General features: G+C 47.5%; 15 protein-coding genes. 4 read left to right on the forward strand and 11 right to left on the reverse strand.

All coding sequences use genetic code 11. The features are described from left to right. Positions 1-19: 19 nt before the first annotated feature. Positions 20-853 carry an undecaprenyl-diphosphate phosphatase gene (locus RF679_RS12180; RefSeq protein WP_309480903.1) on the forward strand — a complete coding sequence of 278 codons (834 nt, stop codon included), beginning with the start codon at positions 20-22 and terminating at the stop codon, positions 851-853. Positions 854-889: 36 nt separating this feature from the next. Further along, positions 890-2,728, forward strand: coding sequence for a DNA helicase RecQ (gene recQ, locus RF679_RS12185; protein ID WP_309480904.1), 1,839 nt, complete (start codon positions 890-892; stop codon positions 2,726-2,728). A 4-nt stretch (positions 2,729-2,732) separates the two neighbouring features. Here recQ and RF679_RS12190 read toward each other — a convergent pair whose 3' ends face one another. The 11 genes from RF679_RS12190 to RF679_RS12240 all read right to left on the reverse strand — a co-directional run bounded on the left by RF679_RS12190 (position 2,733) and on the right by RF679_RS12240 (position 15,118). After that, complete coding sequence (locus tag RF679_RS12190) at positions 2,733-4,211, reverse strand: hypothetical protein (RefSeq protein WP_309480905.1); 1,479 nt, start codon at positions 4,209-4,211, stop codon at positions 2,733-2,735. Next, positions 4,208-5,071: an ABC transporter ATP-binding protein gene (locus tag RF679_RS12195; RefSeq protein ID WP_309480906.1), complete on the reverse strand. Its 864-nt coding sequence runs from the start codon at positions 5,069-5,071 to the stop codon at positions 4,208-4,210. The genes RF679_RS12190 and RF679_RS12195 overlap by 4 nt, the downstream gene beginning before the upstream one ends. A gap of 103 nt (positions 5,072-5,174) precedes the next feature. Then, entirely contained in the window at positions 5,175-6,119 is a 945-nt protein-coding gene (locus tag RF679_RS12200) for a TraB/GumN family protein (RefSeq protein ID WP_309480907.1), read from the reverse strand. Between the two features lie 98 nt (positions 6,120-6,217). After that, complete coding sequence (locus RF679_RS12205; protein ID WP_309480908.1) at positions 6,218-6,634, reverse strand: GntR family transcriptional regulator; 417 nt, start codon at positions 6,632-6,634, stop codon at positions 6,218-6,220. A gap of 299 nt (positions 6,635-6,933) precedes the next feature. Next, positions 6,934-7,440, reverse strand: coding sequence for a hypothetical protein (locus tag RF679_RS12210; RefSeq protein ID WP_309480909.1), 507 nt, complete (start codon positions 7,438-7,440; stop codon positions 6,934-6,936). Positions 7,441-7,515: 75 nt separating this feature from the next. Next, positions 7,516-8,679, reverse strand: coding sequence for an MGDG synthase family glycosyltransferase (locus tag RF679_RS12215; RefSeq protein ID WP_309480910.1), 1,164 nt, complete (start codon positions 8,677-8,679; stop codon positions 7,516-7,518). Between the two features lie 175 nt (positions 8,680-8,854). After that, the gene (gene trmB / locus RF679_RS12220; protein ID WP_373921777.1) at positions 8,855-9,535 is read right to left on the reverse strand and encodes a tRNA (guanosine(46)-N7)-methyltransferase TrmB; all 681 of its coding nucleotides are present in this window, start codon (positions 9,533-9,535) and stop codon (positions 8,855-8,857) included. A gap of 306 nt (positions 9,536-9,841) precedes the next feature. Next, the gene (locus RF679_RS12225) at positions 9,842-10,369 is read right to left on the reverse strand and encodes a DUF3016 domain-containing protein (RefSeq protein ID WP_309480912.1); all 528 of its coding nucleotides are present in this window, start codon (positions 10,367-10,369) and stop codon (positions 9,842-9,844) included. Between the two features lie 217 nt (positions 10,370-10,586). After that, positions 10,587-11,585: a porin gene (locus RF679_RS12230; RefSeq protein ID WP_309480913.1), complete on the reverse strand. Its 999-nt coding sequence runs from the start codon at positions 11,583-11,585 to the stop codon at positions 10,587-10,589. Positions 11,586-11,917: 332 nt separating this feature from the next. Continuing rightward, the gene (locus RF679_RS12235) at positions 11,918-13,150 is read right to left on the reverse strand and encodes a multidrug effflux MFS transporter (protein WP_309480914.1); all 1,233 of its coding nucleotides are present in this window, start codon (positions 13,148-13,150) and stop codon (positions 11,918-11,920) included. Between the two features lie 498 nt (positions 13,151-13,648). Beyond that, positions 13,649-15,118 (reverse strand): NAD-dependent succinate-semialdehyde dehydrogenase, encoded by a 1,470-nt coding sequence (locus RF679_RS12240; protein ID WP_309480915.1) that lies wholly within the window; start codon positions 15,116-15,118, stop codon positions 13,649-13,651. Positions 15,119-15,465: 347 nt separating this feature from the next. Here RF679_RS12240 and RF679_RS12245 point away from each other — a divergent pair, with 347 nt between their 5' ends. Both RF679_RS12245 and RF679_RS12250 read left to right on the forward strand, forming a co-directional pair. Beyond that, a complete protein-coding gene (locus tag RF679_RS12245) occupies positions 15,466-17,214 on the forward strand; it encodes a M14 family metallopeptidase (protein ID WP_309480916.1) in 1,749 nt (582 codons plus the stop codon). Next, positions 17,204-18,997: a M14 family metallopeptidase gene (locus RF679_RS12250; protein WP_309480917.1), complete on the forward strand. Its 1,794-nt coding sequence runs from the start codon at positions 17,204-17,206 to the stop codon at positions 18,995-18,997. Before RF679_RS12245 ends, RF679_RS12250 begins: the two co-directional genes overlap by 11 nt. Positions 18,998-19,072 lie beyond the last annotated feature (75 nt).

Below are 19,072 nucleotides of genomic sequence, written 5' to 3' on the forward strand. Positions count from 1 at the left end.
CCTAGGCACTTACAACAATATGGATCTCGCTCTAGCCTTCAAGATCATCATCATGGGCATCGTTGAAGGACTCACTGAATTCCTTCCGATCTCATCAACTGGTCATCTTATTCTAACCGGTAGTCTCTTGGATTTTTCCGGCGAAAAAGCCAAAGTATTCGAGATTGCCATCCAAGCTGGAGCCATTCTTGCCGTGTGCTGGGAATATCGCGCCAAGATCAAATCCGTATTGAGTGGCTTGGTCGACAATCCCGTAGCGCGCAGACTCGCTATCAATGTAACCATTGGATTCCTCCCAGCAGCGATCTTGGGCTTCTTATTCATTAAGAACATCAAAGCCTATTTATTCGCGCCAATACCTGTCGCCTTAGCATTCATCATCGGCGGGTTCATTATTCTCATAGTCGAGAAACGACAGACAACTCAATCCCATGTTGTACGCATTGAATCGGTCGACGACATGAGTAATCTCGATGCTATCAAAGTTGGGCTCGCACAAGCTTTCGGTCTTATCCCTGGCACATCGCGCTCAGGTGCAACTATCATCGGCGCAATGTTGTTTGGCATGTCTCGCAAGGCAGCGACCGAGTTCTCCTTTTTTCTCGCGATTCCAACTTTATTTGGCGCGACCGCTTACTCACTCTATAAAGCGCGTGACTTACTCAGCATGAGCGATGTACCGATGTTTGGGCTCGGCACCATCACGGCCTTCATCTCAGCTTTCTTCTGCGTGCGCTGGTTACTTCGCTACATCAGCACCCATACCTTCACGATTTTTGCATGGTATCGGATTGCCTTCGGCATCATGATTCTGGTCACTTGGCAATTGGGCTGGATCAGTTGGACCGAGTAAAAAAATGATTCAAATCTAAGAAACTTGGCCTGCAATTTGAATACGCAAGAACCGACACAGAGCTCACAAGATTATGCTTTGCATTTACTGCAAAGCATCTTCGGCTATCCTGCTTTTCGCGCACAACAGGCGCAAATTGTGGACCATGTGGTCAAGGGTGGTGATGCATTAGTGTTGATGCCAACAGGTGGCGGCAAATCATTGTGCTATCAGATTCCTGCCTTGATACGGCACGGGGTTGGCGTCGTAGTTTCCCCCTTAATCGCACTGATGCAAGACCAAGTCGATGCCCTTGCTGAAGTCGGCGTACGCGCGGCATTTCTCAATTCCACGCAGACTTTTGAAGAGACTCTGCGCATAGAAAAGTTAATGCGTGAGGGTGAACTCGACCTCGTGTATATCGCGCCTGAACGCTTAATGACGCAACGTTGTTTAGAGCTTCTCACCATCACACCACTGGCCTTGTTTGCGATTGATGAAGCCCATTGCGTTTCACAATGGGGACACGATTTTCGTCCTGAATACATCAAACTCTCGGTCTTACACGAGCGTTTCCCCGAAGTGCCCCGCATTGCCTTAACCGCGACCGCAGACCAGCAAACTCGCGATGAAATTATTCATCGTTTGCAGTTAGAAGATGCGTATCAGTTCGTTTCTTCGTTCGATCGTCCCAATATTCGCTACCAAATTGTAGAAAAAGCCAACGGCAAAAAACAACTACTCGATTTCATCCAAGCACAACATAGTGGCGATGCTGGCATTGTGTATTGTTTGTCGCGCAAAAAGGTGGAAGAGGTTGCCGAATTTCTCAATGAAAATGGGATTAATGCACTGCCCTATCACGCTGGCATGGAACAATCAGAACGCTATCGCAATCAAGCGCGCTTTCTGCGTGAAGATGGTATCGTCATGACTGCTACGATCGCCTTCGGCATGGGAATCGACAAACCCGATGTACGCTTCGTGGCGCATCTCGATCTGCCTAAGAGTATCGAAGGCTATTATCAAGAAACCGGTCGTGCCGGTCGCGACGGTGCGACTGCAAATGCTTGGATGGCCTATGGCCTACAAGATGTGGTACAGCAACGCCGCATGATCGATGAATCAGAAGCAAACGAAGCCTACAAACGCATCCAAAGCGCCAAGTTAGAAGCCATGCTTGGTCTATGTGAGACACTAAACTGCCGTCGCGTTCATATTCTCGATTATTTTGGACAAACTTCACAAGCCTGCGGTAATTGCGATACCTGCCTCTCGCCACCAATCTCATTCGACGGCACAGTCGCCGCACAAAAAATTCTTTCGACGATTTATCGCGTTGATCAACGTTTTGCTGCGGGTCACGTGGTCGACGTGTTGCGCGGCATTGATACTGACCGCGTCAAACAATGGCGCCACGATCAGCTATCAACTTTTGGGATTGGCTCTGAAAAAAGTGAAGCCGAATGGCGCGCACTATTACGCCAACTGATTGCTTTAGGTTTAGTTGAAGTCGATTACGAAAACTACAGCTCGCTCAAACTCACCGAAGCCTCTCGTGCCGTCCTGCGCGGCGAAACCAAAGTGCAGCTTCGACAATACAAGAAGGCAGAAAAAGCCGTCAAACATAAGCGACAATCCGCCAAAGATTTTGTTGAAACACAGTTGGATGATCTCGAGCAGAAGATTTTTGAGCGCCTGCGTTGGTGGCGTGTGGAGACGGCGAAAGCCCACAATACCGCGGCCTTCATTATTTTCCACGATAGCACTTTACGTGAAATCGCCCGGGCCAAGCCTCGTAGCCTTGAGGATCTACGAGGCGTGAGTGGCGTCGGCGCCAAGAAATTAGAAAGTTATGGCGACGAACTGATCAGCTTAATCGCGGAGTTTTTCTGATCGCTTACAAAGCTGCCCCGACTGGGAAGATGTTAACCGCTTTGAGTTTGTTTAAACGGCGTCGGTATTCAACAATGGTGGCAAAAGAAACCACTGCAAAGTACACAAACACGATCTGAAAACTGACAAACAAAAAGCTGGCAAAACATAGAATGAAACCTCCTGCCGCAATTGCGCACCATTTTGCGAGGCTTGAGTCATTGGCAGCGCGCAGATGCGAATGCTGAGCGGCAAGCGCAAGTGCACAGGGCTGCAGAAAAGCCAGAAATAAAATCATGGCTACACCCTTGATCTCTAAACTTCCGATCGCAAAAATCAAAGCCGAAAACGTAAGCGCAGCAATACCGTACATAATGAGAAACTGACGCAAAATGTAGGACATCAAGGTCGCATCAACGATCGCTCGGGATCCAACGGACGGCGCCAAACAAAGTAAGCCCTGCTCTTTGCTAGTTTTATGCATCGCATAAAAGATTTGAACTAGATAAATCAGTGGCATCGCGATCAAGAATATGCCGCCGAATACACCGCCAAATCCAAGTCCAAATCCCTGCCAAAAATCGCTTTTCTTGGCCGCGACAATATCCATCACCACCAAGAAGAAAGCAGCGCTCACAACCATAGCGACTGTCTGTAGCAACATCGTGCTCCAGTGTGTTTTGGGACCGAACACATAGATACTGAGATCATGCCCATCGCGCTCCTCGCGTTTTTGCATGAACTTCGACAACTGCCATTGCATCAATCTAAAATAAATAACGCCTAGACCCAGTGTGAACTGATTCTCTTTTGGATTGTAGATTTGCGCGCCTGCCTGTAAATTTTTGCAGCGTTGGTACATCTTGAAATGTGCCTCAGTATTCATTGAGAAAAACCAAGCTAATAGGCCGAACAAGATGATTAAGCCAAATATGAAATACTGCGCCGTGACAGACAAACCAATCGACGCCTCCACAAAATAAAGAGGATTCATCACGCCTGAATTCTTCAAGAGCAACGGCAATTGAAACGACAAAACAAAGGGGACAATTGCCCACGGATTTTTTGCTGTCAAAACGAAAAACGTCATGAAGACGATTACTGTAAAAAATGGCAGTCCATCGACTTGTTTGTTGATGACGGAGAATAGAACCGTCGCGAGCAAGGCAATCGTGAACATCGGCAAACCCAATGCCAATTGCATTTTGCTTTTTAGGTTCGGCACCAATTTAGCATTCGCTGGTGAATACTGAAGGCCCATGTTCATGACCAATAAGATAAACCAGGCATACAAGAGAATCGCCAGTAAGAAGGCAATTGAGCCACCCAGCACTAGAAGGTAAATCATCGCTTCAATTGGTTTCTTACCAAATATGCTGAGAGCAAAAAGCACAAGTTGCGACAAAATTGGAATCCCGATCAAGAGACCAATCAGAAAACGACTACTGTGCAAATTGATCCGAGAATAAATCGGCTGCATCCAAATGTTTAAAATCTGCTTCATTTGGTCATCTCAATAAAAAGATCTTCCAAACTCAACTTCTCAACGCGTAGGTCACTGCGAGTGGCCAGTTCCTGCATTTGTGAAGAAGTCCATTGCCCCAACAAACGATCGTTTCCGTCTTGCAGAGCGCTTCGTTGCAATACCTTAGTCGGCTGCAGTTGACTGAGCACAGATGCTGGCCCTGTGACCTGTAAGCTAATTTCCATCAGGTCATCCAGCGCTTGTTCATGTACGATGCGACCACCGGCTAAGAACGCCACCTTCATCGCCACCCGTTCGAGGTCCGACAAAATATGAGTGGAGAACACGATCGTCGTGTTTTTATCGATCACACTGTCCACAATCTCACGCAAAAAATCACGTCGTCCCGCAGGATCCAAACTGGCGACAGGCTCATCAAGAATGAGCAATTCAGGTTCATGGGCAAGCGCCCGAATAATCGCCAATCGCTGTTTCTGTCCACCTGAGAACTTACTGATCACCTTATCGTAAGGTAGATCCCAGCGTTGCATCAGTGCCTCGACTTTTGCATCGTTCCAGCATGGATATAAAGCTTTGAAGTAACGCAGCATTTGACGCGGCGTCAGCCACTCAAACAACTCAGCACTCTGTTGAACGTAACCGATTCTTGCTTTCGTCTCGCTCGACAACTGTTTAATCGATTCGCCGAACAGATGTACTTCGCCACGCTCACATTCTCGCAAACCCAACATGGATTCAATCAAGGTCGTTTTCCCAGCACCATTACGTCCCAACAAACCAACGATACTGCCCGCTTCGATGTTCCAGTCAAGATCAGAAAGCACATTCTGCGTACCAAATGATTTCGACAAATGATGAATTGAAATTGGTGAATCCATGCTCATTCCCACGATGTGGCCGTCGGCAATAACAGACGGCACATCATTAATTGTTTGAAATATTCTTTTAAAGCTACGATCAGGGTTTTGATCTAATCGCCGATCAACGAATGCGAGTGACTGTCATACCCTGTTTTTGCAAGAGCTCAACCACACTCTTTTCACCAGCCAAATGACCTGCACCAACCACCACAAAAAGTTTTTTGCCGCTGGCCATCAAGTCGCTTACTTTCTTAGCCATCAAGACATTGCGATCGTCCATCAAGAGCTTCATCATTTTGCGAGAACCTTCATCCTTTTTCGCTGCATCAGCGAACAATTGCGCAATCGTTTCAGCATCACCGGCTTTCCATGCATTGGAAATCTTGGTCAGTTCCTGTGGCAACTCGCCCGTCTTCATCGAACTCAACAAGGAAGCGATCATGGCATCACCTTCCTGATCGTTTAGACTGCTCACCAAGTTGACTTGGTATTCAGCGCCCTCAAGTTCGATCAAGCTTTTTTTATCTTTTTTGGCACGATTGATGTAATGCAAATCAATCCCTTGGGATGGATCGAAACCCATCTGCATCCCCACTTGCAGTGATACGGCTGAGCTCAAAACAAATGGTTTAAAGCCTTGCATTTGTTCAGCAGCAGGACCAAACACAGCTTGTACATTGGACCAAGTTTCTGGCTTGAGATGATTTTGTAGTTTATCGGGCGCGGCATAACTTAACTTCGGCATCAACGCTTGCATGCTACTTGGATCGGATGTATCTGCCTCGACTGCAACAATATCCGCCCCGTTATAGGCATCTTCTACTTTCTTCGACATTGGGTAATAGTCTGCCTTAGCGATATGAATAGAACCAAATAAGTACGCGACGTTTTGACCTGATTTGACTTCAAACAGCAATCCTTTGGTAGCGACCTCGTTGGCGACTGCCTGTTTCGATGGTGCTGGTGCCGTCTGTGCAATCGCATCACTCAAAACGACGAAATGATTAAGAAAACCCAAGGTAATAATCTGAGCAATCGTAATGAAGAAATTCTGTATGTATTTCATAATTCAATCCTTGCAATGTATTCGATTCAAAAAAACGATCTGACAGAATCAGCAAACACAGGTTCGCCATTACAGATCGCAGCTTCTACACTAAAAAATCAATCTTTCTTCTTGAGCAAATTTGAAAATAATTCGATGACCGGCTCTGGGTCTAACTGCAACTGTTTTGCCTCTTGCGCGAGCTTTTGCAAGCTGGGTTTTAACAATTCAAGTTTGGCTTCACTTTGCTGATCGCCCCGATTCCCCGAATGCATGGACGATACGATCATCCCCATCCCACGTCGACGCTCCAACAAGCCTTCAGACTCCAGCATGCTGTATGCCTTGGAGACCGTCATTGGGTTCACGCCGAGACTGCCAGCAACTTCGCGAACTGAGGGCATGCTGTCACCAGCACTAATCTGACCACCAATCACCAAACGACGCACTTGCTCTATCATCTGACGATAGATTGGGTCGCTACTGCCGGTAGCGATGTGGAAAATATCAGCAGGTAAATCGCGCGATAAACTCATGTCTCTCTCAATAAATGAAGCCGCTTTCTTTCTTCGCGGGCCAAGCGAAATGGGAAAGTAAACTCCGCAATCATGATTGAAGTAATACACCACTACAGGTAGCAAATGGGCAATTGCTCTATCGGCCTCATTCAATCAATTCGACCAAAATTACCTGCCTTTTTTGCCAGAATCGAGCAGCCACGCGTCTAACAACTGTATTACTTCATCACTAGGTGTATTAACTACTGTATGAATATAGTAATACACTAAAAATGCGATTGCAAGTCCTTTTTTTGAAAAAGATCGATACAAGAACACTAGATGGGTGTTTTGGTGGATATGGTAGGTTTTCGAAAAATGCGGAAGGAATAGCCGTACAAAGAAAAGGCGATGAGCGAGAACAGCCAATATTCAATCGGTGCTCCCATTGCCCAGTGTTTATGCCAAGCGGCATCGGTCGGGTTAAAACCTGCCCAACCAAATGCAGGGTTCAGAATGAACCACAGAAAATCCTCGATGATCCAAAATTGCATAATCGAAGCAAGGCAACGCGCTTGCCAGCGTAAAGTCCAACGCTGTAAGAAAAACAGAGGAAGATGAAACACCATGGCAATGAATGGAAACATCCAAGCGTGATAACCGGTCATCGCTCGGCCACCCCAGAACACATCGAGCAACCAGTGCTGCTCTACTCTCCAGGTCGGCAAACTGCTGGCCCATCCAGCGTCACCCTCGATTTGGATTTCGACCTCAGCGAGAAAGATCGCCATCACAGCAACCCACAGAAAATGAATCAAGAAACGATGCTGGGATTTCAAGGACATGCCCCCCTTACCTATTGTTGACGATGAAGACTACGCATGAAAATAGAATAAAGGTTCGTGCGAATTGAAACCAGCTTACTGAGTAAGAAAATCCATCACCGTGTGCATCACATCCGCTGCCGCGTTCGGGCGAGCAATTTGCAGCGCTCGTGTTCGCATCATATCGAGATGATCGCGCCGTGACATCAAGTGCTGAATACGGTACAGCAAAGCCACTTCGTCGACTGCCTTTAACGCAGCACCATGTTCCACCACATAGTCTGCATTACGTTCTTCTTGACCAGGAATCGGCGCGTTCACAATCATCGGAAGCCCCATTGCCAAACACTCGGAAGTTGTGAGACCACCGGGCTTGGTAACAATCAAATCTGCACAGGCCATCAAACGCTCGACCTGGGTACTAAATCCGATCGGATAAAGCCGCTTGCAATACCTCGACTGTAAGTCTAAAAGACGTTGATACGCTACTTGATTTTTGCCAGTCAGAACAATCATTTGGAAATCAGATTGTTTGCCATCAATCTCCATCGACAAAATACGCTCCGCAAGGGTGGCCATATCACCGACGCCGGAACCGCCACTCATCAACATCAAGGTCAAGCAAGTCGGATCACATCCGAGCTCAGCCGCACAGACCTCTCGTGCTGGCGCCTTGGCAAAACTTGGCATGATAGGAATTCCCGTGACCCGAATCGTGCTCGCCATCAGTCCTTGTCCTCGCATGCGAAAAGCAACCTCTTCGTTCGCTGCAAAATAACCCTGCATGTGAGGATGAACCCACATGCGATGCAAATCAAAATCGGTGACCTGAACCCACGTTGGATATGCGATTTCAGCACTGGCATGTAGACGCGATAGGATTTCAGCCGGCAAAAAATGCGTGCAGATAATTGCGGAGGGAGAAAAATCTTGAATGAATTGAAGCAGCGACTTGGCATTCCATTTTTCAATTGCTCGACGCATTTTTTCCAGACTACTATCTGGCTTGGCATCATTGCTGTAGTTGTATAGGTAGCCCCACAGGTTGGGAGCTTTATTCACCAGATGCAGGTAAAAGTCGGTATAGACCTTGCGGAAAGCGAGGCTCGCGAAATCCATAACATCGACGTGCTGTACGATCGAATCTGGATAATCAAGCATCGCTCGCGTGCGCAATGCTTCAGCCGCACGACCATGACCAGCGCCAGCGGACACGCTGAGAATCAGGATTTTTTTCTTTTGAAGGGAATGATCTGCCATATACAGCAGATTGTAAAAAGCCTCGATGACAAGCACATGACATCGAGGCTCAATGAGGGACAATGACTCATCGAATTACCAAGCGAGTGTAACTCTCCTTGGCATTCAATGTATCAATTCAATCGGAATTATGCCTTTCGGAATTACGATTTCTACCACCTCGCTAAGGACAGAACTATTGTTTCTCGAACACCAAATCCCAAACACCATGCCCCAATTTCAAACCACGATTTTCGAACTTCGTCACGGGTCGATAATCTGGTCGTGGGGCATAACCTTCAGCTGTGTTTCGTAGGCTCGGTTCAGCGCTGAGGACTTCCAGCATTTGCACCGCATAATCTTCCCAATCGGTGGCGCAATGAATGTAGCCACCCTTTTTCAATCGAGAACTCAACAATGCGACTAACGGCCCTTGAATCAGACGCCGTTTGTTGTGACGCGCTTTATGCCAAGGATCTGGGAAGAATACATGTACACCCGCCAATGACTCTGGCGCAATCATATTCACCAAAACTTCGTAAGCATCGTGTTGAATGATTCGTTGGTTTGATAAACCAGCCGCCCCCACCAATTTCAACAAACTACCAACCCCGGGTGTATGCACCTCAACGCCGATGAAATTTTTCTCTGGCATCAGGGCAGAAATCTTGGCACTTGTTTCGCCCATGCCAAAACCGATTTCAAAAATCGTCGGTGCTTCACGTCCAAAAGTGGCGTGAAGATCGAGTTCTTGCTTTTCATAAGGGATCATGAACTGCGGTCCAAGTTCCTCAATCGCTTTCGCTTGGGCATCGGATAAACGACCAGCGCGCGTCACAAAACTGCGGATGCGATGCTCGGTAGGATCGTAAAACATAGGTTTACGTGGCGCGTCGATTGGCGCCTCTTGCTCTGGTTTGTCTGACATGGATGGATAAATGTGTTGAACCCAATGATGGGTATTTGCTTGCTAAGGAACTTTTTCGCATATTGAATTTTTGAAAATTCAACGAAATTGGCTCAAGTAGCGACGGCAAAAAGAAATAAAGGCGCCATTTTACGCGCCTTTAGGAAAGATTAGCAATTGATTGCCATGAACCAAATCTTTAGAACTGGCACAGCAAAAGTGACTCGTGCATCCGTCACAGCTTGCCACAATTGCAAATTGCAGCGAGTTGAGACTCTAATGATTTCCAGCGACGGCCTTTACATCACGGCTCGGGAAATTACCCACTGCATATTGGTGACGAAACCAATCTTGAATCATTTTTTCTTCGTATTCGAACTGTGTCCGCCCCGAAGGAATGCGAATACGATTCAAGTAATCCATGTCGCGCAGCTCTTCCTTACCGCTGGCTACTACTTCATTTTTATCATTCTTCAATTCGTAATCAAAGCTCATACGTGGCCAATAAATCGTGGTCATGATGCGAATTTGCCAATATGAAATACTCGGTCTGATATCACCAGCCAAGTCAAGGTCATTGACGTTCACAGTCAGCGTATAGCCTTCTGGAAGTTTTTTCGCGAGCCCATTAAAAATTTCCGAAAACTCTTTTTTGAGATTCTCTCTAAAATACTCGCGTTGATCTCGGCCTTCTTGCACATCCGTGAATTTATCCAAGTTTCCCCAATTGACTTTGCTGTCACCAGCGTAGGCGAAGTTAATAGACATACCGATCAGACCAGCGGCAAATAGAAACTTTTTCATGATTGACCTCACTTGTATCAAACTACAATAAGCAGAACAATTGTTACCTCAGCATTGTAGTCTAGCGCAAATGCCAATCAAGCGCTTTTACACTTCATTCACAATTTCACGAAACTTCGCGACAAAAAAACAAAAAGGCCGTCCTGTGAAGAACGGCCATTTGCTGACAAGTTAGATTTGAACCGATCTTTCGGTTCAATCCTGACGCGCAGCGATATTAGAACTTGTGACGAATACCGACGTTAAACAAACGTGCTGTCGCGCCGTTCACATCTGCCAAAGTCTTTACTGCTTTTTCGTTTGAAACACGAGCTAAAGAAGTGTACAGATTGGTACGCTTGGACAGGTCGTATGTGTAACCCAAGGCGAAACGGTTAGAGTCTGCATTGACCGATGTCTTCACTTTGGAATCAGTGTAACTTGCCATGAAAGTGTGATTACCTTCTTTCATCGTCGCACCGATCACATACAACTGTTCTTTCGTTTGCGCCAAGTTAGTCAAACTCACGGAACCTTTGATTTCTTCGTACATGCCATGCACTTTGAAACCGCCGAAATCATAGGCCACACCAGCTAACAATTTTTCGCCACCAACTGCTAAATTACCGTTTGTATCTTTCGTTTCATCCCAAACGATATTCGCGTTGATTGGGCCGTTCACATAGCTCGCCGCAACACTCGTCACGCGATTTGCTGTTGCGTTACCAGCCTTCTCACCGAAACCGTATTGACCAGCTACAGAGAAACCAGACATGCTGTTAGAGATGTAAGTCACAGAGTTGTCGCGCACATTATTGATCTTAAACATCAAATCTGTCTTACCAAGCAAGCCATCCATGAATGGATCAATCGCCGCGCCGTAGATGTATGTTAATGACTTATGACGACCCAAGTTCACTTGACCAAAATCATCACCGGACAAACCAACCCATGCACCACGTGCGAACAACGCTGCATCATTGGCACCGGTATCTGCCTTCAAACCCATTTCCAAATTGAAGTTAGCTTTCAAACCACCGCCTAAAGCTTCAGTGCCTTTGAAACCCAAACGCGATGTTGAGTTCAAACCGCTATCGAGGGAAGTAACTTTGCCTGCGCCAGCATCTTTGTAAGCAACGCCTGCATCAACGATACCGTAAATTGTGACCGAAGATTGAGCCATTGCTACGCCGGAAAACGCACCGAAGAGTGCCAGTGCAAGAATCGATTTTTTCATGATAGTGAGATCCAAATTAAAAAAAGAAAAGTGTTAATGCGTCGTCTAAAATTGCTCGACAAGAAAATCACATTCGCCTTCTGCAAACGCATTTTCTTATCGCGTTGATTCACTCGCTTTGATTGGTTCAATGTGCGAGTTCACTCTCAACGACAGCGCGCAGTATAGAGATCAAAAATGACAGTTTCATGACCATGCATTTTTATTTGTGGCAAAAACAAAACGCCCGCAAAATCAATCCGATTGCGGGCGTTACTTTTTGATTTGGAGAGAATCGAGATCTTAAGAATTCACAGTTGCACTGCTCGGACAGCCATTAAACTGCGGTGCTCTTAAATCGAATTATCATAGTCAGGAAGCGGCCTCTCAACGCGCTTGGCATACCATCGACCGCTATACCAAAGCACCAAGGCCAAGGTCGCAAAACCAAGTTGACCGAGTGCCAATGCTAAGACGGAATGGTCTAATGCAGGAGCCAAAGTTCCTGCAACGAGTGCGCTCAGCAAGGTAACCGATGCTGATTGGCAAGACGCCACGATCCCGCGAATATGCGAAAACAATTCGAGGACCATCAACGTCGCCCCCGGAAAAACAATCGACATCCCGAACGCATAAAAGAACAATGGTACAACCGACCATGGCAACATCGGTGCAGAAAAATAATGGAAGACCACGTTCACTATTGCCGCACTCATCAAGAATGAAAATCCTATCGCGACTTGTTTTGCAATCGTCATGCGTCCAGCAAATCGATTCGCCGCCAAGGAGCCCAAGAAAATGCCGCCGACCATGGGAATGAATTGCCAACCAAAACTTTGCGCATCGAGTTTCAGATGCTGCGTAATAAACGCTGGTGCCGACGAGATGAACAAGAAAATACCAGCAAAATTGCAACCGATCGTACCCGCCTTAAAGTAGAAACGCGGAGACTTAAAGACATCACGATAACTCTCCCACAAGAACTGCACATTGAAAGCTTGACGCTTCTCTGCCGGCAAAGACTCGGGTAAGTAGCGATAGCACGCGACCAGCAACACCAAAGTGTAGAAAAACAAAAGCAAGAAAATCGTACGCCAATCAGAATGCGTCACCACCCAACCACCGACGATGGGAGCAATCGCTGGTGCGATTGAAAAAATCATTGTCACAAGAGAGAGTAACTTTTCAGCGCGCGCCCCTTCATACAGATCACGCACAATGGCGCGGCCGATCACCATCCCCGCACCAGCCGCCACACCTTGCATAACGCGGAACACCCACAAATAATGCACGGTATGCGCTGAAGCACAACCAAAAGAACCAATCGCAAACACGATCAAAGCCACCAACACCACGTTGCGGCGGCCAAAAGAATCAGACAGCGCACCATGCCACAAAGTCATCACCGCGAACGACAACATATACGCTGTCAAAGTCTGCTGCACCTCAATCGAACTCGCATGCAAACTCGATTGAATCGAAGCAAACGCAGGCAAATAAGTATCAATCGAAAAAGGCCCCAACATCGACAAGGCTGCCAGCAAAGTAGCAAGGCCAGTGAAGCTGAGTGTAGTGGTAGACCGCATGGAAAACTTTCAAAAATACAAGCAAAAACTTCGAAACCAAAATTGGAACAACACGGTATGTGTTCCAACAGGAATCAACAACAACTTCAATCACAGCGATGAATCAGAAAGTGCCTAACGCAGGACTACGCAGTATCGCGAGGGCAACAAACGCCGCATGCAATCAACCAATCTTCATCACCATCTTTAAATTCAATTATAGGGATGCAGTACAAGGCGGCTCCCGCAGAAATACACCAGTATTGCGAGGAAAGCCAACGCCGAAATGCGTCCCAAGAATTCCACCAACACCTTTAAATTCAATTCTAGGGATGCAGTACAAGGCGGCTCCCGCAGCAATACATCAGTATTGCGAGGACAGCCAACGCCGTAATGCGCCCCAAGAATTCCACCAACACCTTTAAATTCAATTCTAGGGATGCAGTACAAGGCGCAAAGCACAGCAATACACCAGTATTGCGCGCATTTGCAACGCCGTAATGCGCCCTAGAATTGAATTTAAAGCGCGAGACAGACGTATTTTTGTTCTAAGTATTCATCCATCCCATATTTAGACCCCTCGCGCCCCAAACCCGACTGTTTCACGCCACCAAACGGCGTCACTTCATTCGCGATCAAACCAGTATTCACGCCAACCATACCGTATTCCAACTTTTCGGCAACGCGCCACACGCGACCGATGTCACGCGCATAGAAGTACGCAGCCAATCCAAAATCCGTATCATTTGCCGCTGCAATGACTTCTTCTTCGGAAGTAAAAGGCATCACAGCTGCTAAGGGGCCAAAGGTCTCTTCGCGCATCACGAGCATCTCATGGTGGACATCGGCGACAATGGTTGGTTCAAAAAATAAACCACCCTTTTCATGGGCTTTGCCGCCGGAGATTAAACGCGCACCACGTTCGATAGCATCACCAACATGTGCGTTCACTTTGCTGATCGCTTGTTGGTCGATCAAGGGGCCTTGGCGCACGCCTGGTTGAGTGCCATCACCAACCACCACTTTCTTAATCGCCACCGCAAACTTCGCCAAGAATTCTTCATAGACCGAGGTGTGGACATAAAAGCGATTCGTACAAACACAGGTTTGCCCTGCATTGCGAAATTTCGACTGCAGTGCACCTTCCACAGCGGCATCTACATCGGCATCATCAAAGACGATGAAAGGTGCATGTCCACCCAACTCCAATGCCAGCTTTTTTAAAGTTGGTGCGCACTGCTGCATCAGAATCCGTCCAACCGGTGTCGAGCCTGTGAAAGAGAGATGCCGCACCACTGAACTACCGCACAAAACTCGCCCCAATACAATTGATTGCTCGGCGTCGCCTGTGATCACATTTAACACACCGGCTGGCATGCCGGCACGCATCGCTAATTCGGCCAATGCTAATGCCGATAGTGGTGTTTGTTCGGCTGGCTTAATCACGATCGTGCAGCCCGCTGCCAAGGCGGGGGCGACTTTGCGTGTGATCATCGCTAATGGAAAATTCCATGGTGTGATCGCCGCACAGACACCAATCGGCTGCTTCAAAACCATGGTGCGCTTATCAACCCAAGTCGAGGCCAGCACATCACCGGAAACACGCTTCGCCTCCTCGGCAAACCATTCAACAAAACTGGCACCGTACAACACTTCTCCCTTGGCCTCAGTCAAAGGCTTGCCCTGTTCGGCCGTCATAATCGCCGCGAGGTCATCGGCATTGGCAACAATTAAATCAAACCACTTACGCAATACGGCTGCTCGTTCTTTCCCTGTCAATCCGGACCATGCTGGCAAAGCATCTTGAGCCGCAGCGATTGCCTCTTGAGCATGGGAAGTATCGAGATTACTGACTTCGGCTAACAAAGCGCCAGTAGCTGGATTATGAACAGGGAAACGGCGCTCTGCTTTGCACCATTGATTAGCGATCAGGGCATCTTCACGGATCAATTGCGAATCGGTAAGTTGAGGTCTTGCTGCGAGAGTCATAATAAATTCAAAAGAAAAACAAGTCGTATGATGGAAATTGTTTGGCAAAGTCGTCCAACTGATTCATTGAACGCTCAAATCCAAAAGTATGGCGATACAAATCGACAGGGTAATAGTGCTTTTAGGAAAGCAATAGGATACGCCAAAACGCTTTAATGCGGCTGGCTAAAGCGCTTGAATTAGTAAAATGGAAATATCTTGCGCCACCACCTCAGAAGGGTAAATTGGGAAAACAAAGCAATGCTTATTACGCGATATCTTCGTGATTTTCCTGATGCGCTTATTCCAAAATTTGTGAACTTAACTTTAATAATTCAGTCAAAGCGCCCATCTACTTGGAGGGTGACATGAGCAAGTGCATACGAATCAAAACCAATCTACTCAACCGCAATATCAAACAACTGTTTGCAATCACTAGCGTGAGCTTGTGCTTCATGGCAAACAGTGAAGCTGCAGACCAACAATATCGTAGCTTCGAGCAAATTGAGAACGAGCTTCAAAATCTCGCCAAGCAGCATCCTCAGCGAGTTCAATTAAGCAGCATTGGTAAAAGTGCTGGTGGCAAAAACATTTACTTCATCACGCTACAACAAGCCGGTGCGACCAAACCCGAGCATCGACCAGCCCTTTTTGTCGGCGCCAATATGGCGGGTTTTCACCATGCTGGCAGTGAAGCAGCCATGAATTTGCTGCAAACTCTCGCGAACTCTGAAGAAAAGAAAATTCAGGAACTCTTGAGCAAGCGCACAATTTATATCGCACCAGTCCTCAATCCCGATGCACATGCAGGGCTATTTCAAACGCCACGCCAACTCCGTGCACGCAATGATGGGAAAATCGATCACGATCTCGATGGCTTGGTTGGTGAAGATGGCCCTGATGACTTAGACGGTAATGGCGTCATTAGCACTATGCGTATCAAAGATCCCGCTGGCGATATGATTATCGATCCGAAAGATCCACGCCGCATGATCAAAGCCGATCCCGCAAAGGGAGAACGAGGCAACTACCGCGTCTATCTAGAAGGGAAAGATGACGATCGCGATGGCCTGTATAACGAAGATAGTAGCGGCGGCATTATGCCCGATCGAAACTTTGCGGCGGGTTTTCCTGTCGCTGACAGTGACGCCGGACGTTGGCCAAGCCAAGCACCTGAGACTAAAGCGATCATGGATGCATTGATTGCGCGCCCTAATGTCGCTATGGCCGTCGTATTTGGACCAGCGAACCAGCTGCTTGCGGCACCGACTGGTTTCGATCGCATCACGCCGCCGGGTGCGACACCAGCGGCAGAAGCCAATAAGCTCGAAGCCGACGATCTCAAGATCCTGTCGAATCTGGCAGACCCTTACAAAAAATCCTTAGAACAAGCCGGTGTCGATACCAAACGCAGTGCACGCCAAACAGGTAAAGGTAGTTTTGCGAATTGGCTGTACTTTCACTATGGCGTACAAACCATAGAACTCGATGTGTGGGGCGCACCAGCGCAGAAAAACGCAGCAACCGCAGCCAGTGGCAATACGGCCGGAGATAAGAAAACAGCGGCTGATCCTGAACGCGATTTACTCGCTTATCTCACCGAGTCAAATCCTAGCGCCATCATGCCGTGGAAGAAAGTAAAGCTATCTAATGGTGTAGAAGCAGAAGTTGGAGGGATTGATCCTTACGCCGAATATGCTCCAATGTATAAAGACTTAGCAGGACCGATTAAAGTCCATAATGAACAAATCATCTCGTGGGCAGAAAAATTAGGTCAACTTGAACTGCTTGAGACCAAACTTACTTCTAAGGGCAATGACATTTGGCAAATCAGCGCCGTGGGTGGTCTTCAGGGAGACTTCCCAAGCCACACTAAACTCGCGGCCAAAATGCGAAACAAGATTCCCGTACGACTCGAAATGCGCTTGGGTAAAGGAGTCGATAGTCTGACATTGAATCGCGCTGCCACATCCGAGCGACTCGATCCATCCATGACGATCAAGAACGAATGGCTAGTCAAAGGCGCCAAGGGATCGACGGTTGAGATTGCGCTCTGGAGTCGTCAGTCCGGACGCGTAGTTCGCACAATTACTTTAGGAGCACAAAATGATGAATAAAACGACTCCATTTCGCTTAAAGCCAGTTTGCTTGGGCGTGGCGTCCGCCACGTTGATGTTTGCAACAAGCATTACGGTCGTTCATGCAGCCGATGTAAAACCACCGCAACCGCACTTTAATCGTGTTCACCACAACAAAGAAATCGTGGAGTACATGAAAGCCTATGCGGCCGCTTACCCTCATCTTGTTAGTGTCAAAAGTCTAGGTAAAACGGCAGCGGGAACAGACATGTGGATGCTGACCATCAATAACGAAAAGACCGGTAAGGCAGGTGATAAACCTGCAAGCTATATAGATGGCGCGATTCACGCAAACGAAGCGCAAGCGGCTGACACGGTGTTATACACCATCGACTACATTCTTAAAAATTACGGCAAGCTCGACAAGATTACCGAAACGGTAGATCGTTCTACGCTGTACTTCGTGCCAAGCGTGAGCCCCGATAGTCGCGCGAAATGGTTCGATGAGCCATCGACGGCAAGTTATCCGCGCTCGTCGCCATGGCCATTCGACGACGACCGCGATGGGCGGATTGATGAAGATGGTCCTATGGACATCAACAAAGACGGCGTCATCACAACGATGCGCAAAAAAGTACCGCTCGGCCTGGGCAATCGCAAATTAGATCCCAAAGATTCGAGGGTCTTGCTCCCCTTGGAACCGGGTGAATTAGGAGACTATTTGTTACTGGGACAAGAAGGCATTGATCAAGATGGTGATGGCCTTATCGGCGAAGACAGTGTTGGATATGCCGATCCCAACCGTACCTGGGGCTATGACTGGGCTCCACGTTATATTCAGAACGGCGCTACGGATTACCCTTTACAAATTCCAGAAACACGCAGCATCGCAAATTGGGCCCTTGATCATCTTGAAGTTTCAAGCGTAATTAGTTTTCATAATTCAGGTCGTATGATTTTGCGTGGCCCTGGGTCACCAACTCAAACGCCAGTCAGCGCACAAGACAATCGCACTTTCGATTATCTCGGACGTGAGGGTGAAAAAATGATGCCTGGCTATCGCTACATGATTACATGGCGAGATCTCTACACTGCCTATGGCAGCACTACAGATCACTTCTATGGCATCGTCGGCGCTTTCGGTTTTGTACCTGAATTGTTTGGACGCGTGATGGACGATAACAATATCATCCGCTATGAACCACCGCAGAAAGTGGGTGACCCTGTTCGTCCACCAAGCACCGAACCAAAAGGCTTCGACGCCATGAAATGGAATGACATGTTGAGTTTTGGGCGCCAGTTCATTCCGTTCAAAGAATTCAAACACCCTCAGTTCGGCACCATCGAAATTGGCGGCTGGCGTCAAGATACGGGTCGTATGCCCGAGGGTTGGATGCTTGAAGAAGAAACCCATCGCAATGCGGCGTTTGTGCTGTTTAATGCGATGAATGTTCCTAAACTCAGCTTCCTCGATGCTAATGTCAAAAAGGTGGGGAACCGCACCTGGCAAATTGAAGTGCCAATCATCAATGAGCGCGCAATTCCAAGTATCCCAAGCATTGTCATCGCCAACAAATTGCATCGTTTAGATCTGGCAACGATTAATGGCGGCAAAGTGCTTTCGAGTGGGATTGTACGCAATCAGTTTAATGATCAAATTGATCTACAATCCCACCGCCCAGAACGCCTCATGGTCAGCGGCGTACCGGGTTTCGGCAACACCATCCTCTACTTCTTAGTTGAAACTGAGTCGGATCATGTGACAGTCAACTACGACAGCATCAAAGGTGGAAAACTGAGTAAAACAATTCACCTTAAGTGAGTGCTTATTAAGTAGCTTGATGAATAGCTTAGTGAGTAGCTTAATGAGTAGCTGAAACTCCGGGCAACGCGCTTG

Source organism: Undibacterium cyanobacteriorum (assembly GCF_031326225.1).
Lineage (GTDB): Bacteria > Pseudomonadota > Gammaproteobacteria > Burkholderiales > Burkholderiaceae_D > Undibacterium > Undibacterium cyanobacteriorum.

What these genes read in the sequence shown, in the direction of transcription:
- RF679_RS12180 (WP_309480903.1), top strand. Translation starts at nt 20, where the DNA reads ATGGATCTCGCTCTAGCCTTCAAGATCATCATCATGGGCATCGTTGAA.
- RF679_RS12190 (WP_309480905.1), bottom strand. Translation starts at nt 4,211, where the DNA reads ATGAAGCAGATTTTAAACATTTGGATGCAGCCGATTTATTCTCGGATC.
- RF679_RS12195 (WP_309480906.1), bottom strand. Translation starts at nt 5,071, where the DNA reads ATGGATTCACCAATTTCAATTCATCATTTGTCGAAATCATTTGGTACG.
- RF679_RS12200 (WP_309480907.1), bottom strand. Translation starts at nt 6,119, where the DNA reads ATGAAATACATACAGAATTTCTTCATTACGATTGCTCAGATTATTACC.
- RF679_RS12205 (WP_309480908.1), bottom strand. Translation starts at nt 6,634, where the DNA reads ATGAGTTTATCGCGCGATTTACCTGCTGATATTTTCCACATCGCTACC.
- RF679_RS12210 (WP_309480909.1), bottom strand. Translation starts at nt 7,440, where the DNA reads ATGTCCTTGAAATCCCAGCATCGTTTCTTGATTCATTTTCTGTGGGTT.
- RF679_RS12215 (WP_309480910.1), bottom strand. Translation starts at nt 8,679, where the DNA reads ATGGCAGATCATTCCCTTCAAAAGAAAAAAATCCTGATTCTCAGCGTG.
- trmB (WP_373921777.1), bottom strand. Translation starts at nt 9,535, where the DNA reads ATGTTTTACGATCCTACCGAGCATCGCATCCGCAGTTTTGTGACGCGC.
- RF679_RS12225 (WP_309480912.1), bottom strand. Translation starts at nt 10,369, where the DNA reads ATGAAAAAGTTTCTATTTGCCGCTGGTCTGATCGGTATGTCTATTAAC.
- RF679_RS12230 (WP_309480913.1), bottom strand. Translation starts at nt 11,585, where the DNA reads ATGAAAAAATCGATTCTTGCACTGGCACTCTTCGGTGCGTTTTCCGGC.
- RF679_RS12235 (WP_309480914.1), bottom strand. Translation starts at nt 13,150, where the DNA reads ATGCGGTCTACCACTACACTCAGCTTCACTGGCCTTGCTACTTTGCTG.
- RF679_RS12240 (WP_309480915.1), bottom strand. Translation starts at nt 15,118, where the DNA reads ATGACTCTCGCAGCAAGACCTCAACTTACCGATTCGCAATTGATCCGT.
- RF679_RS12245 (WP_309480916.1), top strand. Translation starts at nt 15,466, where the DNA reads ATGAGCAAGTGCATACGAATCAAAACCAATCTACTCAACCGCAATATC.
- RF679_RS12250 (WP_309480917.1), top strand. Translation starts at nt 17,204, where the DNA reads ATGATGAATAAAACGACTCCATTTCGCTTAAAGCCAGTTTGCTTGGGC.